Annotated in this window: 2 protein-coding genes; both read right to left on the bottom strand. The window is 64.2% G+C overall.

The genetic code is table 11. The features are described from left to right. Window positions 1-558 (bottom strand): cobalamin biosynthesis protein CobW (cobW, locus tag ASG03_RS22090; RefSeq protein ID WP_244475291.1); only part of this gene is annotated, 558 nt, incomplete at its 3' end. Between the two features lie 3 nt (window positions 559-561). Beyond that, window positions 562-1,086 carry a bifunctional adenosylcobinamide kinase/adenosylcobinamide-phosphate guanylyltransferase gene (gene cobU / locus ASG03_RS16290; RefSeq protein WP_062695245.1) on the bottom strand — a complete coding sequence of 175 codons (525 nt, stop codon included), beginning with the start codon at window positions 1,084-1,086 and terminating at the stop codon, window positions 562-564. Window positions 1,087-1,098: the final 12 nt, after the last annotated feature.

Consider the following 1,098-nt stretch of genomic DNA (forward strand, 5'->3'; position numbering starts at 1 on the left):
GAGAACGATGAGGTCGGCTGCGGTCAGCTGATCCTCGAACAGCTCCTCGATCGGGCTCTCGTGGTCGAGATTGTCATCCTCGGCGCGCAGGGCATCGACCTTGTCGTGGTCATCGGCAAAACGCCCGGCCGCCACGGCCGCGCTGTCCACCACGGTGATCACGCCGTCCACCGTGACCTGCGTGCGGATGTCGGGCCAGTTGAAGGCAGCGATCAGGGGTTGCGGCAGGGCAAGACCGGAGGTCTCGATGACGATATGGTCCGGACGGCCCTCCCGCTCGAGAAGACGGGTCATGGTGGGAATAAAGTCGTCGGCCACGGTGCAGCAGATGCAGCCATTGGTGAGCTCGATGATATCGTCCTCGCTGCAGGCTTCAGCCCCGCAACCCTTCAGCACGTCGCCATCGACGCCGAGGTCACCGAACTCGTTGATGATCAGCGCGATCCGTCGCCCCTCGGCATTTTCCAGGATGTTGCGGATCATCGTCGTCTTGCCCGCACCGAGAAACCCGGTGATGACGGTTGCGGGGATCTTTGCGCCCGGATGAGAATTCGTCATGGATCAGCCCTTCATCTTGAGCGGCAATCCTGCCGCTACGAAATAGACGTCGCGCGCCTGCGCCGCGACCTGCTGGTGGAGACGGCCGGCATGATCGCGAAACGCGCGCGCCATGCGGTTGTCGGGAACGATCCCGAGACCCACCTCGTTGGAAACGAAAATGACGGAGGCGCGAAGCGCCGGAAGGCTCGCAACGAGACGCGCCGTTTCCGCGGCGACGTCGTGCTCCTCGAGCATGAGGTTCGTCACCCACAGCGTCAGGCAATCGACCAGCACGACGCAGCCGACGGCATCGATGGCCGAGAGCTGACCGACGAGATCGACCGGCTCTTCATGCGTGGTCCACAGATCGCCGCGCGACGCGCGATGCGCGTCGATCCGCGTGCGCATCTCCTCGTCGAAGGCGCGACCGGTGGCGATGTAATGCCGGACGAGACCGGTTTCCGTGGCCAGACGCTCGGCAAAGCTCGACTTGCCCGAGCGTGCGCCACCGAGCACGAGCGTGGTGCCGTGAAGGGAAGGCATCATGATGTCAGGGGA

This window comes from Rhizobium sp. Leaf341, assembly GCF_001424325.1.
Lineage (GTDB): Bacteria > Pseudomonadota > Alphaproteobacteria > Rhizobiales > Rhizobiaceae > Ferranicluibacter.

Bases quoted from the DNA above. Each gene is read 5' to 3' on its own strand.
- cobU (WP_062695245.1), bottom strand. From the start codon at position 1,086: ATGATGCCTTCCCTTCACGGCACCACGCTCGTGCTCGGTGGCGCACGC.